This is a genomic window from Amycolatopsis sp. NPDC026612, from assembly GCF_040638285.1.
Classification (GTDB): Bacteria; Actinomycetota; Actinomycetes; order Mycobacteriales; family Pseudonocardiaceae; genus Amycolatopsis.
This window is the reverse complement of the sequence record NZ_JBEZYB010000085.1, coordinates 12,822-31,418: the sequence shown is the minus strand read 5'-3', so window position 1 is coordinate 31,418 and position 18,597 is coordinate 12,822. Positions and strand designations below refer to the sequence as shown.

At 71.6% G+C, this 18,597-nt stretch carries 12 protein-coding genes; 6 read left to right on the top strand and 6 right to left on the bottom strand.

The genetic code is table 11. The features are described 5' to 3' along the window. The 3 genes from AB0F15_RS38680 to araD all read right to left on the bottom strand — a co-directional run. Positions 1-1,188, bottom strand: a 1,188-nt coding sequence (locus AB0F15_RS38680) for an MFS transporter (RefSeq protein ID WP_360281690.1), incomplete at its 3' end; no start/stop codon positions are given. 75 nt (positions 1,189-1,263) lie between these two features. Beyond that, a complete protein-coding gene (locus AB0F15_RS38675; RefSeq protein WP_360281688.1) occupies positions 1,264-3,048 on the bottom strand; it encodes a VanW family protein in 1,785 nt (594 codons plus the stop codon). A 138-nt stretch (positions 3,049-3,186) separates the two neighbouring features. Beyond that, on the bottom strand, positions 3,187-4,899 hold the full coding sequence (gene araD / locus AB0F15_RS38670) for an L-arabinonate dehydratase (protein ID WP_360281686.1): 1,713 nt from the start codon (positions 4,897-4,899) through the stop codon (positions 3,187-3,189). A gap of 76 nt (positions 4,900-4,975) precedes the next feature. Here araD and AB0F15_RS38665 point away from each other — a divergent pair, with 76 nt between their 5' ends. From AB0F15_RS38665 to AB0F15_RS38655, 3 genes are read left to right on the top strand one after another with little or no spacing between them, the layout of a single operon-like run. After that, positions 4,976-5,629, top strand: coding sequence for a GntR family transcriptional regulator (locus AB0F15_RS38665; protein WP_360281684.1), 654 nt, complete (start codon positions 4,976-4,978; stop codon positions 5,627-5,629). Continuing rightward, a complete protein-coding gene (locus tag AB0F15_RS38660) occupies positions 5,626-6,129 on the top strand; it encodes a YfcE family phosphodiesterase (protein ID WP_360281682.1) in 504 nt (167 codons plus the stop codon). The genes AB0F15_RS38665 and AB0F15_RS38660 overlap by 4 nt, the downstream gene beginning before the upstream one ends. A 9-nt stretch (positions 6,130-6,138) precedes the next feature. After that, on the top strand, positions 6,139-7,125 hold the full coding sequence (locus tag AB0F15_RS38655; protein ID WP_360281680.1) for a PHP domain-containing protein: 987 nt from the start codon (positions 6,139-6,141) through the stop codon (positions 7,123-7,125). Positions 7,126-7,131: 6 nt separating this feature from the next. Here the strand turns inward: AB0F15_RS38655 and AB0F15_RS38650 are convergent, their stop codons facing one another. Further along, positions 7,132-7,977 (bottom strand): chitosanase, encoded by an 846-nt coding sequence (locus AB0F15_RS38650; protein WP_360281678.1) that lies wholly within the window; start codon positions 7,975-7,977, stop codon positions 7,132-7,134. Positions 7,978-8,288: 311 nt separating this feature from the next. Further along, positions 8,289-9,449, bottom strand: a complete 1,161-nt coding sequence (locus AB0F15_RS38645) for a saccharopine dehydrogenase NADP-binding domain-containing protein (RefSeq protein ID WP_360281676.1) — start codon at positions 9,447-9,449, stop codon at positions 8,289-8,291. 109 nt (positions 9,450-9,558) lie between these two features. On the opposite strand from AB0F15_RS38645, the gene AB0F15_RS38640 reads away from it, so the two are divergent. The 3 genes from AB0F15_RS38640 to AB0F15_RS38630 all read left to right on the top strand — a co-directional run bounded on the left by AB0F15_RS38640 (position 9,559) and on the right by AB0F15_RS38630 (position 16,678). Next, positions 9,559-10,722: a lactate 2-monooxygenase gene (locus AB0F15_RS38640; protein WP_360281674.1), complete on the top strand. Its 1,164-nt coding sequence runs from the start codon at positions 9,559-9,561 to the stop codon at positions 10,720-10,722. A 187-nt stretch (positions 10,723-10,909) separates the two neighbouring features. Next, positions 10,910-14,800 (top strand): ATP-dependent RNA helicase HrpA, encoded by a 3,891-nt coding sequence (hrpA, locus tag AB0F15_RS38635; RefSeq protein WP_360281672.1) that lies wholly within the window; start codon positions 10,910-10,912, stop codon positions 14,798-14,800. 102 nt (positions 14,801-14,902) lie between these two features. Next, positions 14,903-16,678 (top strand): sialidase family protein, encoded by a 1,776-nt coding sequence (locus AB0F15_RS38630; protein WP_360281670.1) that lies wholly within the window; start codon positions 14,903-14,905, stop codon positions 16,676-16,678. Positions 16,679-16,724: 46 nt separating this feature from the next. On the opposite strand, the gene AB0F15_RS38625 is transcribed toward AB0F15_RS38630, so the two are convergent. Further along, a complete protein-coding gene (locus AB0F15_RS38625; protein WP_360281668.1) occupies positions 16,725-18,413 on the bottom strand; it encodes a bifunctional 3'-5' exonuclease/DNA polymerase in 1,689 nt (562 codons plus the stop codon). Positions 18,414-18,597 lie beyond the last annotated feature (184 nt).

The following is an 18,597-nucleotide window of genomic DNA, read 5'->3' as shown; positions in this document are numbered from 1 at the left end:
CGGTTGTGCCCGCCGCCACAGCCGGGCCGCGCCGAAAGCGGCCACCACCCCCAGCGCGCCCGCCCCCGCGACGACGTCGTGCGGGGCCGCGCGTTCGGCCGCCACCCCGGCCAGCACCACACCGAGACCCTGCGACACCCGCAACGCGGTCAGCGCGAAGCCGAACGCCTGCGCGCGCTGGGCGTCCGGGGTCAGCTGCACGAAGGTCGTGTTGGCGATGAGGTTGTACGAACTCGCGATGCCGGACAGCGTCAGCAGCGTGAGCGTGCCTTCGAGGTTTGGCCGCAGCGCGCAGCCCAGCAGGGCCGCGCACGCCAGCACCGCCAGTGGCCCCAGAAGCCGGCCGCGCCGCGCCGGCGGGATCCTCGACAGCGCGGCCATGCCCAGGACGTTGCCCAGCGCGTAGGCCCCGAGCAGCAGCCCCACCACCACCGCGCCCCCGCCGAGTTCGGCGGCGTACGGCGCGGCGATCGCCTCGCCCGCGATGTACAACCCGGACACGCAGCCGAGCGCGACCAGTGCCAGCCGTCGCCGGTCGCCCACGACCACCGTCCAGCCCGCCCGCACGTGCCGCCACCACCGGACCCCGGATTCGGCCCGCGGTGGCCGCGGCCGCACGCCGGCGGCCAGGAACAGTGCCGACACCGCGAAACTCGCCGCGTCGGCGAGCAGCGCGCCGCCGGTCCCGGCGCCCGCCACGAGCAGCCCGCCGAGCGCGAACCCGGCGACCTGGCCGGCCTGCACGAGCATCATCAGCAGCCCCATCCCGGGCACGAACGTCTCGCCGGGCAGCACCTGCGGCAGCAGGGCCGCCCGCGCGGAGTTCCACACCGGGTTGAACAGCTGGACGCCGACCAGCAGGGCCGCCACCGCGGGCAGCGGCAGGCCGGGTGCGGCCATCGCCGTCACCGCGACCGCACGCAGAACGTCGGCGGCGACCATCACCGACCGCGGCGGGTACCGGTCGGCCAGGCCGGACAGCAGCGGCCCGCCGACGAGGTCCGGCAGGAACGTCAGCGCGTAGGTCAGCGCGGCCCAGCCCGGGGAGTTCGTGCGGTCGTACACCAGGATCGACAGCGCGACCCTGGCGAGCTGGTCACCGGTGACCGTGATCAGCTGGGCGGAGAACAGCGCCCGGAACTCGGTCACCGCGAGGACCTCGCGGAACCCTGTCGCCCGTGCTGTCATGGCGCCTCCGGTGCCTCGCCGGACGCACTCAGGGTACCTGGGTGGACGCGCTGGGTGAACGTCCGTTAGGAGGCGTTACTCCGTGCCGCAGGTGATTTTCGGCTGCGGGTTGTAGTGGACCGTCCGGGTCGACCGGCCGACCTCGCGGCCGGTGGCGGCGTCCTTGAGCACGCGGGTGTCGGTGGTGGTGAACCCCGGCGCGCCGTTCGAGACGTGACAATTCTCGGCCGGGCCCGGCTTGGTCGGCGGGTCGCTCTGATTGGTCTGGGCACCCGGGATCGACTCGACGGTGTAGCGCTTGGTGCCCCACAGCTTCACGGTGATCGACGACGGCGTCCAGATCGTCTGGATCGCGATGCCGGTCGGCGAGTCGTTGGTGAACTTGAGGTCGATGACGCTGGCGCCGTCGGGGTTCTGGAACACCGTGGCTTCGCGAGCGGCGGGGTAGCGGCTGATGTAGTAGCTGTGTTCCTTGTGCCCGGCGTCCTTCATGCCCGCGAAGTACGCCGCGTTGTACAGCGTGGTCGCGAACTGCGAGATGCCGCCGCCGACCTCGCGCCCCGGGGCGCCGTCCTTGATCACGCCAGCTTCGACGTAACCCTGTGGCCGGCCGCGCGGGCCGGTGAACCCGTTGAGGCTGAAGGTTTCCCCCGGCTTGACGATGGCGCCGTTCACCTTCTGCGCGACGACGCGGATGTTGGTGCCGGAGTCGGCCGCGAACTTCTCGGTGGTGAACTCGCCGACGACTTCCTTGATGCCCAGCTGGTTCGCCTGCTCGGTGGTCACCTTCGCCGGGCTGTCCTTGTAGACGGCCGGGACTTCGCGGCCGTCGGTCTTCTTCAGCACGTCGGGTAGCGGCTTGAGGCTGGGGTCCCAGTCGACGGTCCGGCCGTCGGTGGAGGGGTCGACCGTGGGCTTGCCGCCCGCGAAGACGACCGTCGCCTCCTTGCCCTCCTTCTCGGTGGACTTGAGCTGCGGCCCGGCGGCTTCGGCGATCTTCGCGTTGTCGATCTTCGGTGTCAGCCCGCCGCCGTCGGCCGGTGCGAAGGTGATCGCCGTGGCGATGACCGCCGGCTTCACGGTGGCGTCCTTGCCGTCGCCCCTGATCAGCAGCGGGCCGGAGACGGCCGGGCGCGCGAACTGCTCGAGCGCCGCCTGGACGCCTTCGGGGGTGGTGCGGACCGGCGCGCTGGTCACCGGCAGCACGAGGGTTTCCCCGCGCGCCCACTTCTCGACGACGGCGGCGGTCGCGCCCGGCACGTCGAGCTTCTGCCCGGCCTTCGGCGGCACGGCGACCGGCTCGGTGCCCTCGAACTTCACGGTGCCCTCGACCGGGTCGCGGTCGACCTGGCCGCGCAGCGCCTCCAGCGCGGCGGTGAGCTTGGCGTCCTCGGCGTGGCTGACGACGCCGACCTCGCGGCTGGAGAACAGCGAAGCGAACCGCGTGAACGGGTTGAGCGGCTGCTCGCCGGCCTGGTCGAGCGTCTGCGCCCAGTCCAGGCGCAACCCGGCCAGCGTCGGCGACAGCGTGCCCCGGACGTCGCCCGCGGTCACGGCGAGGGGGCGCGTGAGCCGCGGTTCGATCCGCCCGCGCAGTTCCTGCTCGGCGGCGTCGCGCCCCATCCCGCCGACGTCGACCCCGGCCACCGTGACGCCGCGCGGGACGCTGCCCTGGCTGAGCAGCAGGTCGGCCCCGTAGACCACGACGACCAAGCCGAGCAGCCCGCCCGCGACCCAGCCGGCCTTGCGGAGGGCGTGGCGGCCGGGCCGAGGGGGCTCCGGGTCCGGTTCGGGCCGGACGACCGGCAGGACGTCCGTCTGCTCACCGTGTGACTCGGGCCAGCGCGGTTCGTACGGCAACTCTCCACCCCTCCAACGCGGCACCGGGTCGCCCCGGTGACGGGATCAGCGTACGGGGCACCCGGACAAGCCGTACGACTCGCCCTAACGGGGGATGAATCGGTCACGAATGGGTGGACTGTGCCCGCCGGGGCCAGCTCAGCCGGCGTCGGGTTCGGGGTTGTGCCCGGCCCTGGCCAGGAAATCGAAGTCGCAGCCTGCGTCGGCCTGCGTGATGTGTTCGCTGTAGAGCGCGCCGTAACCGCGTTCGAACCGGGGGGCCGGCGCGGTCCACCCGGCACGCCGCCGCTCCAGTTCCTCATCGGGCACCTCGAGCCGCAGGGTGCGCGAAGGCACGTCGAGGGTGATGAGGTCGCCGTCGCGGACCAGGGCCAGTGGCCCGCCGACGTGCGACTCGGGGGCCACGTGCAGGACGCAGGCGCCGTAGCTCGTGCCGCTCATCCGGGCGTCGGAGATCCGGACCATGTCCCGGACACCCCGTTCGAGCAGGTGCGCGGGGATCGGCAGCATGCCGTATTCGGGCATGCCGGGGCCGCCGAGCGGGCCGGAGCCGCGCAGCACCAGCACCGAGTCCGCGGTGATCGACGGGTTGTCGATCCGCTTCTTCAGGTCGGAATAGTTTTCGAACACGACGGCCGGGCCGGTGTGGGTCAGCAGGTGCGGCTCGGCGGCGATGTGCTTGATCACCGCCCCCGAGGGTGCCAGGTTCCCCTGCAGCACAGCGACTCCGCCTTCGGCGGCGACCGGGTTCTCCCGCGGCCGGATGACGTCGTCGTTGTGCACGCTCGCCGTCGAAAGGTTCTCGCCGAGCGTGCGGCCGGTGACGGTGAGCCGGTCGGTGTGCAGCAGGTCGGTCAGCCGCGACAGCAGCCCCGGCAGGCCGCCGGCGTAGTAGAAGTCCTCCATCAGCCAGTCGCCGCCGGGGCGGATGTTCGCCAGCACCGGCACCCGCCGCGCGATCGCGTCGAAGTCGGTGAGGCTGAGCGGGATGCCGCTGCGGCCGGCCATCGCGATCAGGTGGATCACGGCGTTGGTCGAGCCGCCGAGCGCGAGCACGGTGGTGATCGCGTCCGCGTACGCCCGCTTGTCCAGCACCTGCGTGATCGTCAGGTCCTCCCGGACCATGTCGACGATCCGGGCGCCGCTCGCCGCGGCCATCCGGTGGTGCGCCGAATCGACGGCGGGGATGGACGCGGCGCCCGGCAGCGTCACGCCGAGCACTTCGGCGGCCGAGGTCATGGTCGACGCCGTCCCCATCGTCATGCAGTGCCCCGGCGAACGCGCGAGACCGCGCTCCAGTTCGGACATCTCGGCGTCGCCGATCAGCCCGGCGCGCTTCTCGTCCCAGTACTTCCACATGTCGGTGCCGCTGCCGAGGACCTCGTTGCGCCAGTGCCCGCGCAGCATCGGCCCGGCCGGGACGAAGATCGCGGGCAGTCCCGCGCTGGCCGCGCCCATCAGCAGGGCCGGCGTGGTCTTGTCGCAGCCGCCCATGAGGACGGCGCCGTCGATCGGGTAGGACCGGAGGATCTCTTCGGTCTCCATGGCCAGCAGGTTGCGGTAGAGCATCGGGGTCGGCTTCTGGTAGGTCTCCGAAAGCGTGGCCACCGGGAACTCCAGCGGGAAGCCGCCGGCCTGCCAGACACCGCGCTTGACCTGCTCGGCGCGTTCACGCAGGTGCATGTGGCAGGGGTTGATGTCCGACCACGTGTTGAGGATGCCGATCACCGGTTTGCCGAGGTGCTCTTCCGGGTTGTAGCCGAGCTGGCGGCTGCGGGCGCGGTGGCTGAAGTTGCGCAGTTCGTCGCCGCCGAACCACCGGTGGCTGCGGAGCTCCTCAGGTTCCTTCATGCCATCCAGTATGGCATCTGATATATGATCTCGCGGGCCTGGTTGAATGGGCTTCGACACGACGAGGGAGCGCACCATGACCGGGACGTTCAGCCTGCCCGCTTCCCGGACCGAAGTGGTCCTGGAAGAGATCCGCCGCGGCATCCTGACCCGGGAACTGGTGCCCGGTCAACCGCTCGTCGAGGCGGAGCTGGCCGCCCGGCTCGGCGTGTCGAAGACCCCCGTGCGCGAGGCACTCAAGGTGCTCTCCAACTCCGGGCTGGTGACGTTCAGCCCGTACAAGGGCGCCTCGGTGATCAGGGTCGACGCCGAGCTCGCGAAGTCCGTCTACGACGTCCGGACGGTGCTCGAACCCGAAGCCGTCCGGCGGACGGTGGAGCAGCGCGATCCCGAACTGCTCGAAGACGCGGCGGAGGCGCTGAAGGAGGCGTCCTCGGCGATCGCCGACAAGGACCAGGTCGCGCTGAGCCTGCTGAACCGCCGGTTCCACCGCGCCCTCTACCGCGGCTGCGGCAACCCGCTGCTGGTCAGCATCCTCGACGACCTCAAGGACCGCGCGGCGCTGATCAGCGTCGTCGGCTGGGAGGCCAACCCCAGCTGGAAGAAGGAGTGGAACGAGCACAAGGCGGTCCTCGCGGCGGCGAAGAAGGGGGACGCCGAGGGCGCCGCGGCGCTGCTCAAGGACCACATCGGCGGGTTCCTGGAACGGGTTCTCAAGGCCATCGGATGAGGCTGCTGCTGATCTCGGACACCCACCTGCCCGCCCGCGCCCGCGAGCTGCCGCCGCAGGTGTGGGCCGAGGTGGCGGCCGCGGACGTCGTCGTGCACGCGGGCGACTGGGTCGACGTCGCCCTCCTGGACGAACTCGACGAGCGCAGCAAGCGGCTCATCGGCGTGTACGGCAACAACGACGGCCCGGCGCTGCGGGCCCGGCTGCCGGAGATCGCGCGGGCGGAGCTCGACGGCGTGCGCGTGGCCGTGATCCACGAGACCGGCGCCAAGCAGGGGCGTGAGCAGCGCTGTGACGCGCAGTTCCCGGACACCGACGTGCTGGTCTTCGGGCACAGCCACATCCCGTGGGACACGGTGACCCCGGCGGGGCTGCGGCTGCTGAACCCCGGTTCGCCGACGGACCGCCGTCGCCAGCCGTACTGCACCTACCAGACGGCCCGCATCGAGAACGGTGCGCTGGCCGGCGTCGAGCTGCACCAACTGCCCCGGAGGGGGTAGACAGGTCCCATGGATCCGGCATGGGCGTTGCGGGAGATCGCGTTCCAGCTCGAACGCGCGGGAGAACCGAACTACCGCGTCCGGGCGTTCCGGAACGCGGCCGCGACCGTCGACAAGACCGGCGCGGAGAAGCTGGCGCAGCTGGCGGAGAACGGCACGCTGACGTCGTTGCCGGGGATCGGGAAGGCGACCGCCGGCGTCATCGAGGACGCGCTGGCCGGCCGTGACCCGGCCTACCGCGGGAAGATCGTCGAGAAGAAGCTGCCGGACGGCGAGCCGCTGCGCTCGGCGTTGCGCGGCGACTGCCACACCCACTCGGACTGGTCGGACGGCGGCAGCTCGATCGGGGAGATGGCCGTCGCGGGCCGGGACCTCGGGCACGAGTGGATGGTGCTGACCGACCACTCCCCGCGGCTGACCGTCGCGAACGGGCTGTCCCCGGACCGGCTCCGGACGCAGATGGAGATCGTGGCCAAGGCCAACGAGCTGATGGCGCCCTTCCGGCTGCTGCAGGGCATCGAGGTCGACATCCTCGACGACGGCTCCCTCGACCAGGAAGAGGAACTGCTGGGGCAGCTGGACTTCGTGGTGGCGAGCGTGCACTCGAAGCTGCGGATGCCCGCCAGGGACATGACTCGCCGGATGGTGGCGGCGGTCCGGAACCCGCACGTGCGGGTGCTGGGCCACTGCACCGGCCGGCTGGTCGTCGGGCGCGGCCGTCCGGAGTCGGAGTTCGACGCCGAAGCGGTGTTCACGGCGTGCCGCGAGAACGGTGTCGCGGTGGAGATCAATTCGCGGCCGGAGCGGCTCGACCCCCCGATGCGGCTGCTGCACCTGGCTGCGGAAATCGGCTGCGACTTCACGATCGACAGCGACGCGCACGCGCCGGGCCAGCTGGATTGGCTGGGTTACGGCTGCGAGCGCGCGATCAAGGCGGGGATCGGGCCGGAGCGCATCCTGAACACCCGCACGGCGGATGCGCTCCTGACCCGGTAGCCCGGCTCAGTTGATCGTGTACGAGTCCCCGTAGACCTTCCACTTCAGCGGGGTGTGCAGGTCGAAGTTGCCCTCACTCAGGAACTTCGCCTGCTCGGTGTCGACGCGCGAGGTGTCGGAGTGCGCGTCCTCCTGCTTCATGATCACCTTGCGGGCGGCGAAGAACGCCTTCAGGTACGTCGCTTCGTCACCGCCCTGGGCCGGGGTCTTCGCCTTCTTCATCGCGGCCTTGCGGATGCCACCGAAGCTGTCGGAGCTGTCGCCGGGGCCGTGCATCACGATGGCGTCGTAGTAGGCGAACTGGCCGAGGTTGCTCAAGCCGTCCGACTTGCCCTGGCTGACCGACGGGTTGAAGTAGACGCGGTCGCGCTCGTTGTTCTGCGCGGTCTGGAACGCCGTGGTGGCCGCGGCCTGCTTCCACGCGCTTTCGAACGCCGAGCCGAGCCCGGTGTGCGAGTCCGTGCCGTTCACCTTGCGCAGCGCGGGCAGGTACTTCGCCAGCGGGTTGTTCGGGACGGAGTTCGTGTAGGCCTCGACGAGTTCGAGCATGTCGCCGGTGCCGGAACAGAAGCCGATGATGCCCGCGGTGTAGCCGCGGCCGTCACCGATGTCCTCGATGTACTTGTACTGCGCCTTCCAGTCCAGCGAGGAGTTTTCCGCGCTGGAGACCAGCTTCATCGCGATTTCCTTCTTGGCCGGGGCCGACAGGTCCCCGGTGGCGAGCACGGACGCGCTGCTCGGGGCCGATGGCGCCGGTGCGGCCGAGGAGAGGGCGGGCGTGGTGATCACGAGGGCGGCCACGGAGGCGGCGCCGAGCGTGCCGATGAGGACCGGCCGCAACTTCTTGCTCATGGGGAGGAGACCCTTTCCGCGGGATGCGCCGTCGAATGCACGGCGGGTACGGGTGATGCGGGTGGAGCTGCGGCGTAGCGACACGGTAGCGAAGAGTCAACGGGGTCCACAAGAGGCGGAATTCGTTCATGTTCGTGAACGGTCCAGACCACCGCGCAAGTCCGGAAAGGACGGTCGGCGGCCCGGCGTCCTTCGCCGGACGGAACTCGCGTGACTGGAGGCGGCACTCGCGTGGCTGGGGCCGGAACTCGCGTGATTGAGGACGAAACTCGCGTGATTGAGGGCGGGGCCGGGCGGCGCCGGCTACGGGATCACAGCGTCGCGAAGCGGATTCCCGCCTTGGTGAGCCGGCCCACGAGGGCTCCGCCCATCGCGGTGGCCGTGGTCACCTGGCCCGCCGTCGCCGGGAGCTCGTCGGTCGCCAGGCAGAGGGCCGACTCCGCCAGCATCTTGGCCGTCTCGTCGTAGCCCGGGTCGCCGCCGGACACCTCCGTCACCACCCGCGAACCGCCACCTTCGCCGACGAACCGCACCGAGAACCACGACCGCGCGCGTCGCTCGGGGCTCGGGCCGCTGCCGGGCGCCAGCCGCCGGGAAAGGGCCCGCCGGGCCGGCGGGATCTGCGCCGCGGCGAGCAGGGCGCCCGCGCCGGCCACCCCGCCGGCCAGCACCGGCAGGTGCTTCACGGCCGCGAAGTGCCGGTAGGTGAAGTCGGGCCCGTAGCGCTCGGACGCGGCCGCCGACCGGCGGACGACCTCCGGGTCGATCGTCGGCAGCGGCACCGCCCACCAGCCCGCGCCGGCGACCCGGTGCGGACGCCCGAGCGGGGCACGCGCGAACCGCCCGGCCGGCCGCGGTTCGGCGGCCGCGCGTTCCTTCGCCGCCCGGGCCCCGGCCGGCAGGCGGGACATGATGGTGAGCGCGCTGAGCACCGTGCCGCCCGAGGGCATCCCGCCGGCCCGGACGTAGCCGTCGACCTTCAGCGGCACGCCTTCGGGCAGCTGCTGCACGGTGAACCACGCGCCGAGGTCGTGCGGTATCGAGTCGAACCCGCACGCGTGCACCAGCCGCGCCCCGGTCTCGCGGGCGCGCCGGTCGTGGGCCAGGTACATCCGGTCGACGAACTCGGGTTCGCCGGTGAGGTCGACGTAGTCGGTGCCCGCGTCGGCGCACGCCGCCACCAGCGGTTCGCCGTGTGTCAGGTACGGGCCGACGGTCGAGATCACCACTTTCGCTGATTCAGTGACGGCCTGCAGCGAGGCGCGATCGGCGGAGTCGGCGATCAGCAGGTCGAGCGAGCCGAACCGGTCGTCGATCTCCGCGAGCCGCGTCCGGACGGCTTCGAGCTTGCCGCGGTTGCGCCCGGCGAGCGCCCAGCGCAGGTCCGCGGGCGCGTGGCGGGCCAGGTACTCGGCGGTCAGGCCGCCGGTGAACCCGGTGGCGCCGAACAGGACCACGTCGTACGCACGCATGTCTTCTCCTCCGGGACGTCGGGCCGCCCAGGTTACCCGTCGGTCAGTTCCGGGCGCCGCGGGAAAGTACCGACGGGTACAGTGCCCCCTCGACCGCGAGGAGGCCACCGTGACCGAACGCTTCGGCAGCTATCAGAACGAGCTCTACCTGCAGGGACTCGGTGGTCAGCTGCCGCCGTGCTCGACCGACGCGACGAAGCTCGAAGCGTCGGCCCGAGAGGTCATGGCACCCGGGCCGTTCTCCTACGTCGCGGGCGCGGCCGGCTCCGGTGCGACCGCGCGCGCCAACCGCGAGGCGTTCGACCGCTGGCGCGTGGTGCCGCGGATGCTGACCGGCGCCACCGACCGCGACCTGGCCACGACGGTGCTCGGCACCCGGCTGCCGGCGCCGGTGGCCGTCGCCCCGGTCGGTGTTCAGTCGATCGTCCACCCGGACGCCGAGTCCGCGACCGCCCGCGCCGCCGCCTCGGTGGGGCTGCCGTTCATCCTGTCCACGGCGTCGTCGACCGGCATCGAGGACGCCGCGGCGGCCAACGGCGACGGCCCGCGCTGGTTCCAGCTGTACTGGCCGGGCGACAACGACGTCTGCGCGAGCCTGCTGACGCGGGCGAAGAACGCCGGCTACACGGCGCTGGTCGTCACGCTCGACACGTGGACGCTGGCCTGGCGGCCGTCCGATCTGGACCAGGCGTACCTGCCGTTCCTGAAGGGCGAGGGCTGCGCCGTCCCGTTCACCGACCCGGTGTTCCGCGGCCTGCTCGAGAAGACCCCGGAAGACGACCCGAACATGGCGATCCTGCGCTGGATCGGCATGCTCACCGGCACCGACCGGACGTGGGACCAGCTGCCGTTCCTGCGCGAGCACTGGGACGGCCCGATCGTCCTCAAGGGCATTCAGCACGTCGCCGACGCGCGCCGCGCGGCCGAGGCGGGCGTGGACGGCATCGTGGTGTCGAACCACGGCGGCCGCCAGGTCGACGGCGCGATCGGCGCACTGGAGGCGCTGCCGGGCATCGTCGCGGCGGTCGGCGACCGGCTGGAGGTGCTGTTCGACTCGGGCGTCCGCACCGGCGCCGACGTCCTCAAGGCGCTGGCGCTGGGCGCGCGGGCGGTCCTGGTCGGCCGGCCCTGGGTGTACGGCCTGGCCCACGCGGGCGAGGACGGGGTCCGCCACGTTCTGCGGAGCCTGCTGGCGGACTTCGACCTGACGATGGGTCTTTCCGGCCACCGGACCCTGGCCGACCTGGGCCCGGACTCCCTCCAGCGCAGCTGACCCGGCCCTCCTCCGGCTCCGCCTCAAGCGCCCCAATGTGGCCTTGGTTGCGTCAGACGCACCCAAGGCGGCCTTCGGTGCGTCTGACGCACCGAAGGCCACATTGGGGCGCTTGGGGTGCGCCCGGTCACGCGGCGGAGATATTCGGAAGCCCCGTTCGTCACCCAGGGCTATCCTGGCAAGAGGTATGTCCACGTCATCCCCCTTCGCCGCGCTGCGTGCGCGCCTGCCCGAGCTGATGCCGCGCGACGAGCTCCGGCTGCGTCGCCGGCTCGACGGTGTCCGCAAAGCCCCCGACCGTGACGCCGTCCTCGCGCGGATCGCCGCCGAGGTCGACGCCGCCGAGCTGCGCGTGCAGTCGCGGCGCGAGAGCGTCCCCAAGATCGAGTACCCGGAAGAGCTGCCGGTCAGCAGGCTCAAGGACGAGATCGCCGCCGCCATCGGCCGGCACCAGGTCGTGATCGTCGCGGGGGAGACCGGCTCGGGCAAGACCACCCAGCTGCCGAAGATCTGCCTGGAGCTCGGCCGCGGCATCCGCGGCCAGATCGGGCACACCCAGCCGCGGCGGCTGGCCGCGCGCACGGTCGCCGACCGGATCGCGAGCGAACTCAAGACCGAGCTCGGCCAGACCGTCGGCTACAAGGTGCGCTTCACCGACCAGTCCGGGCAGGACACGCTGGTCAAGCTGATGACCGACGGCATCCTGCTGGCCGAGATCCAGACCGACCGGTCGCTGCGCCAGTACGACACGCTGATCATCGACGAGGCCCACGAGCGCAGCCTCAACATCGACTTCATCCTCGGCTACCTCAAGCAGCTGCTGCCGCGCCGCCCCGACCTCAAGGTCATCATCACCTCGGCGACGATCGACCCGGAGCGGTTCTCGAAGCACTTCGACGACGCGCCGATCGTGGAGGTTTCCGGCCGGACGTACCCGGTCGAGACGCGTTACCGGCCGCTCGTCGACCCCGAAGACCCCGAAGGTGACGACGAACGCGACCAGACGCAGGGCATCCTCGACGCCGTCGAGGAGCTGTGCGCCGAGGGACCCGGCGACATCCTGGTGTTCCTCTCCGGCGAGCGCGAAATCCGCGACACCGCGGACGTCCTCAACCGCGCCGACCTGCGCAACACCGAGGTGCTGCCGTTGTACGCGCGGCTGTCGGCGGCCGAGCAGCAGCGCATCTTCCAGTCCCACACCGGGCGCCGCGTGGTGCTCGCGACCAACGTCGCCGAGACGTCGCTGACCGTGCCCGGCATCAAGTACGTCGTCGACCCGGGCACCGCGCGGATCTCCCGCTACAGCCACCGCACCAAGGTGCAGCGGCTGCCGATCGAACCGGTGTCGCAGGCGTCGGCGAACCAGCGCAAGGGCCGCTGTGGCCGGACGTCGGACGGCATCTGCATCCGGCTGTACTCCGAAGAGGACTTCGAAAGCCGTCCCGAGTTCACCGATCCCGAGATCCTGCGGACCAACCTCGCCTCGGTCATCCTGCAGATGACGTCGCTGGGCCTCGGTGACATCGCGGCGTTCCCGTTCGTCGAACCGCCGGACCGCCGGCAGGTCGCCGACGGCGTCGGCCTGCTGCAGGAGCTGGGCGCGTTCGCCCCCACCGATTCCGGCTCCGACCGCAGCCTGACCGACATCGGCCGCAAGCTCGCGCAGCTGCCGGTCGACCCGCGGATGGGCCGGATGGTCCTGGAAGCGGCGAAGAACGGCTGCGTCCGCGAAGTCATGATCATCGCCGCCGCGCTGTCCATCCAGGACCCGCGCGAGCGGCCGGCCGAGAAACAGCAGGCGGCGGACGCCCAGCACGCGCGGTTCGCCGATCCGACGTCGGACTTCCTCGCCTACCTGAATCTTTGGGAGTACGTCGCCGAGCAGCAGAAGGCGTTGTCCGGCAACCAGTTCCGGCGCATGTGCCGCACCGAGTACCTGAACTACCTGCGGCTGCGCGAATGGCAGGACATCTTCAGCCAGCTGCGTCAGCTGGCCAAGCCGCTCGGCATCTCGCTGAACACGAACACGGCCCCGGCCGACCCCCAGCGCGTGCACACGTCGCTGATCGCCGGGCTGCTCTCGCACATCGGGCTCAAGGACCCGGCGAAGGGCGACTACCTGGGCGCGCGCGGTGCCCGCTTCGGCGTGTTCCCGGGGTCGGCGCTGTTCAAGAAGCAGCCGCGCTGGGTGATGTCGGCGGAGCTGGTCGAGACGTCCCGGCTGTGGGCGCGGGTCAACGCGCGCATCGAACCCGAGTGGGTCGAGCCGCTGGCCGGGCACGTCGTCAAGCGTTCGTACTCCGAGCCGCACTGGGAACGCAAGCAGGGCGCGGTGATGGCGACCGAGAAGGTGACGCTGTACGGCGTCCCGCTGATCGCCGACCGCCGCGTCAACTACGGCCGGATCGACCCGGAGCTGTCGCGGGCGCTGTTCCTCCGGCACGCGCTGGTCGAGGGCGACTGGCAGACGCGGCACCACTTCTTCGCCGAGAACCGGGCGCTGCTGGAGGAGGTCGAGGACCTCGAAAACCGGGCGCGGCGGCGCGACATCCTCGTCGACGACCAGACGCTGTACGAGTTCTACGACGCGCGGGTGCCGGCGGACGTCGTGTCGGTGCGCCACTTCGACAGCTGGTGGAAGAAGGCGCGGCACGAGCAGCCGGACCTGCTGTCGTTCGAGAAGTCGATGCTCATCAACGAGACCGCGGGCGGCGTGCGGGAGTCCGACTACCCGGACTCGTGGACGCAGGGCACGCAGGTCTTCAAGCTGACCTACCAGTTCGAGCCGGGCGCGGACGCCGACGGCGTCACCGTGCACATCCCGCTGCCGGTGCTCAACCAGGTGACGCCGGACGGGTTCGACTGGCAGGTGCCCGGGCTGCGTTCGGAACTGGTCACCCAGCTGATCAAGTCGCTGCCGAAGGCGGTGCGCCGCAACTTCGTCCCGGCGCCGGACACGGCCCAGTACGTCCTTTCGCGAGTGTCTCCTTCGGACGGTCCGCTGCTGGAGTTGCTCGGCCGCGAGCTGCGTGCGCTGCGCGGGGTGACGGTGCCGTACGCGGACTGGGACCTGTCCTCGGTGCCGGAGCACCTGAAGATGACGTTCCGGGTGGTCGACGACCGCGGCAAGAAGGTCGCCGAGGGCAAGGACGTCGAGGAGCTGCAGCGACGGCTGGCCCCGAAGGTCCGGGAGACGATCTCGAAGGCGGGCAACACCCTCGAGAAGGCCGGCCTGACGAAACCCGCGTTCGGCTCGCTGCCGAAGGTGTTCGAGTCGACGCAGCGCGGCCACGACGTCAAGGCCTACCCCGCCTTGGTCGACGAGGGCGAGTCGGTGGCCGTGCGGCTGCTCGACACGCCGGGTCAGCAGCACCACGCGATGTGGGCCGGCACCCGGCGGATGCTGCGGCTGAACCTGAGCTCGCCGATGAAGTTCATCACGCGGTCGCTGTCCAACTCGTCCAAGCTGGTCCTGAACCGGAACCCGCACGGCAGCGTCGCGGCGCTGCTCGAGGACTGCGTCGACTGCGCGGTGGACGCGCTGATGACGGCGGCGGGTGGCCCGAAGTGGGACGAAACCGGCTTCAAGGTGCTGCTGGAGCAGGTCCGGGCCGGGCTGCACCCGGCGGTGCTGGACGTGCTGAGGGACGTGGAGAAGATCCTCCGCGCGGCGAACGACGTCGAAGTGCAGCTGTCTTCGCCGCGTGGCCCCGCGGAGTCCGTGGCCGACATCCGCGCCCAGCTCGCCGGCCTGGTGTACCCGGGTTTCGTGACGGAGACGGGTGCGGCGCGGCTGCGGCACGTGGTGCGGTACCTGCAGGGGATTTCCCGGCGGCTGGAGAAGCTGGTTTCGGAGCCGACGCGCGACCTGCAGCGCACGGCGGACATCGCGTGGATCACCCGCGAGTACGAGGACGCGCTGGCTTCCCTGCCGCCGGGGACGTCGTCGCCGGCCCTGCGCGAGGTACGGTGGATGATCGAGGAGCTGCGGGTTTCGTTCTTCGCCCAGACGCTCGGGACGGCTCATCCGGTGTCGCTGAAGCGGATCACGAAGGCCTTGGACGACGCACTGGCGTGAGCCCGCCGGGTATGTCCGGCTCCACACTTCCGGCGGTTGACCGGGGGCGTGCGGACGTCAAGCCTGGGGCGGCTGGATAGCCTCCTGGGAAAGGACTTCCCGATGTCCTTGGGTGTTTCGTCCGCCAAGCGAAGAATCGTCGCTGCCTGCACCGCGCTTCTGCTCCCGCTCGCCGTCGTCCTCGCGCCCGCCGCGCAGGCCGCCACCGGGGCTGCGCCGCTGCCCGTTGATCCCCACGCCGGTAAGCACAAGATCGCCCGGATGGCCGCGGAGCCGCGGCACGACGTGCCGAATCCGCTGCTCAAGGAGCGGTTCGCCGAGGAGGAAGAGGAGGACGGCGACGATCCCGCGCTGTCCGCGCTCTGCCAGACCTACATCGGCAAGCCGAACCCCTACCGGCCGCTCGCGCCGAACACCGACGTCATCGCCGGGGACACCATCGTGCCGACCGGCAGTCAGACCGGCTGCAGCACGGCCCAGAACGAGACCACCATCGCCGTCAACCCGGAGAACCCGCGCAACATCGTCGCCGGGGCGAACGACTACCGGCTGTACAACACCCGCGAGTCCCGCAACGACTCCGGCGGCTTCGCCTACACCTCGTTCGACGGCGGCCGGACCTGGGCGAACGTCCAGCTGCCCCACCTCGACTTCCCGACCGGCGCGGCCGCACCGCTGTCCTACATGGACGCGGCGGGCGACCCGGCCATCGCCTTCGGGCCGCACAACACCGTCTACTACGCGACGCTCGTGTTCAGCCGCGCGGCGGTACCGGACGACCAGCAGCTCGCCAGCGGCATCGCCGTGTCCGTGTCCCACGACGGCGGGCGCAGCTTCGGCGACCCGGCGATCCTGCACCTCGACGGCGTGACCCCGGCGGGCACGCCGACGCCCACGAACATCTTCAACGACAAGGAGTGGATCGCCGCCGACCCGGTCACCGGCGACGTCTACGTGACCTGGACGCAGTTCACCTACGACGCGACCGGGGCGTTCACCGAGTCGCCGATCGTGCTGTCGAAGTCCCGCGATTTCGGCCGGACGTGGTCGCCGATGCGCCGGATTTCGCCGTCGCTGACCGGTTTCTCCGGTGGGATCACGCCGTTCGGCAGCGGCTCGAACCCGGTCGTCACCCGGGACGGGACGCTCCAGGTCGCCTACGAGACGTCGGTGTGCGCGACGGCCGCGTGCGACCAGCCGGCCGACCACGACGCCGTCGTCGTGGCGACCTCGCGCGACGGCGGCCGGACGTTCCGGCACACCGAGGTGGGGCTCGACTTCGACTTCCCGGTCGACGAAGACGTCGCCAACAACGCGCTGACCGGGGAGAACTTCCGCGTCAACAGCTTCCCGCAGCTGACCTACGACCGGGTGACCGACCACCTGTGGGTCACCTGGGCCGACGACCGCAACGGCACCTACCGCGACGGCGAGTCGGTGAAGACGAACGGCGACGCCTTCCTGAGCGGGTCCGACGGCCGGCACGGCTGGTCGAAGCCGGTGAAGATCGGCAGCGGCGCCGACGAGGTGTTCCCGGCGGTCGCGGCGCTGGCCGGACGGGTCGCCGTCACCTTCTACACGCGTGCCTACGACCCGAACGGCATCGGGCTCGACTACGCGTACGCCACCGGCTGGGGCGACCGCCTGTCCCCGATCCGGCGGATCACGACCCAGACGGCGAACCCGCAGGTCCAGTTCGTCTCGACGGGCGCGGAGACCGGCAAGGAACTCCAGGGCGTGTTCATCGGCGACTACACCGCGGCGGCCGTCGGCGCCGACTTCCGGCTGCACCCGGCCTGGACCGACTTCCGCGGCAACCCGGGCAAGACGCTCCCGAACCAGGACGTCGGAACGCAGTCCCTGCCGATGTTCCCGTAGCGATCGATCCGGCCGCTCCCGGCCCGGGGGCGGCCGGGACGCACGGCTACTTGGCGTCGGCGTAGGTGTCGACCGCGGCTGTCTGCATCGGGAAGCGGACCGGGCAGGCCGGGCCGAACAACATCGTTGCCGCCTCGTCAATCGAGTCCACAATGGACTGGGTGACGGCCTCGGCGAGGGGAGCCGGGGTGTGGACGATGACCTCGTCGTGCTGGAAGAAGACCAGGTGGGCGGGGGCGGGGAGGCGGGCGCGCAGCGTGGCCAGCATCACCGCCGTCATGTCCGCCGCGCTCGCCTGGACCACGAAGTTGCGGGTGAACCGGCCCCAGCCGCGGGAGGCCCGGCGGGCCGTCAGCTCCGCCGCTTCGTCCGGCGCCAGCCCGCCGGTCAGCGCGCGCCAGGCCGCCGACGGCGCGGGAGACGTGCGGCCCAGGCGGGACCGCACCCGCTCGCCACGTTCGCCCGCCTGGGCCGCACGCTCCACATAGGACACCGCATCCGGGAACCGCTGCCGCAGCAGCCCCAGCAGCGGCCCCGCTTCGCCGGACGTGCCGCCGTACATCGCCGAGAGCATCGCGATCTTCGCCCGGGAGCGGTCGTCGCGGTCGTCGTCCGGGGCCGGCACCCAGCGCGCGCCGGAAAACAGCGCCTCGCCCAGCCGCGCGTACAGGTCCGTCGCCGCCGCGACGTCGGCCAGCCGCCGGTCGCCCGACAACGCCGTGAGCACCCGGGGCTCCAGCTGGGCCGCGTCGGCCACCACCAGCTTCCAGCCCGGGTCCGCCCGGACGCAGGTGCGCAGCACCTTCGGGATCTGCAGCGCCCCGCCGCCGCGGCTGGCCCACCGCCCGGACACCACGCCGCCGACGACGTAGTGCGGGCGGAACCGGCCGTCGGCGACCCACTCGTCGAGCCACGTCCAGCCGTTCGCGGTGTACAGCCGCGACAGCTCCTTGTACTCCAGCAACGGCCCGACCGCGGGGTGGTCGATCCCGCGGAGCAGGTACTTCCGCGCCGACGGCACCTCGATGCCGGCGCGGGCCAGTGCCCGCACCACGCTCGGTGGCGAGTCCGGGTTGACCGGCCGCCCGCCGAAGGCCTCGCTGATCTTCGCGGCCAGCTCGACCAGCGCCTTCGGCCGCTGCCCGGCAGGCACCCGCGGCCCCAGCCGCGACGCCAGCAGCGCCTCGTGCACGTCGGCGCGCCAGGGCAGGCCGTCGGCCGACATCTCCGCCGCGGCCAGCGCGCTCGCCGACTCCGCGGCCAGCAGCAGCCGCAGCCGGTCCGGGTGCTCGCCGGCCGCCACCCGCCGCTCCTGTTCCGCGAGCACCCGCCGGACCGCCGTGACGACCGTCACGCCCTCGGGCAACGTCGGCGCGCGGGTCTCGAACAGCGTCGGCTGCGCCAGCTCGACCGCCGCCGCCTCCGGGGGCGGTTCTTCGCCGTTCGCTCTGGCCCAGGCCGCACGCAGGCTCCGCGACTGCTCCTCCGCGCCCTCGTACGCCAGCAGCAGCCCCTCGGCCAGCTCGAGGTCGTAGCAGCGGCGCACCCGCAGCCCGGCCGCCAGCAGGACCGGATAGGTCCCCTCGACCGACGGGAACACCCACCGCGGCGCGACCGACGCCTCCAGCTCCCGGGCCATGGCCGCGAAACCCGCCTCGTCCAGGCCCACCACCGTCGAAGACGGCGCGTGCACGCTGAAGCTCCCGTCCTCCTCCCGTCCGGCGACCACCTGCACAGGGACATCATGCCGACCACCCCCGACATTTTCAGGGGGCTCGGGTGGCGGAGTCCCCGACTTGGGGCGAAGCCCCAGATGTCACTGCCATTTTCAGGGGGCTCGGGTGGCGGAGTCCCCGACTTGGGGCGAAGCCCCAGATGTCACTGCCATTTTCAGGGGGCTCGGGTGGCGGAGTCCCCGG